Annotated in this window: 1 pseudogene; it reads right to left on the reverse strand. The window is 55.3% G+C overall.

Features of this window, described 5'->3' with window-relative positions:
* Window positions 1–56: 56 nt before the first annotated feature.
* A pseudogene (locus XarbCFBP7408_RS22150) lies at window positions 57–427 on the reverse strand (RHS repeat protein); the annotation flags it as partial.

The raw sequence follows: 427 nt of genomic DNA on the forward strand, positions 1-427 counted from the left end.
AACGTCGCATCGATCTCCACTTGGCGTTGCTTTCGCTCGCATCCTCCATCATCTGCTTACGCCTTCTTCCTGGGTTTTGTTAGCCGCTCTAAGGAGTGGGCGATGCCATTGCCGTAGGTGAACTGGCGAGCAGCCCCATTAGGGTAGTAGCTAATCCCAGACGCGTAATAGGCTCCTGTGTGGTCGCGGACCGCTGTCGGCTGCCCCAAGGCATTCGGCGCATAGCTGACCTCTAACCCAGTCGGATACCTCTGACTTGCGAGGGCTCCGTTCGCATCGTATCCATAACCGATCGCCCAATTAAACCAACCGGTCTGGTTCGCGGATTCGGAATGATACGCCCAGGGTTTCCTAGACATCTCAAGGCCATGGAAAATGGCTGATTCGGAGGTGTCCATGAGCAGTAAGCGGTATACGGATGAGTTCA

It is taken from the genome of Xanthomonas arboricola pv. guizotiae (genome assembly GCF_002940205.1).
Taxonomy (GTDB): domain Bacteria; phylum Pseudomonadota; class Gammaproteobacteria; order Xanthomonadales; family Xanthomonadaceae; genus Xanthomonas; species Xanthomonas arboricola_C.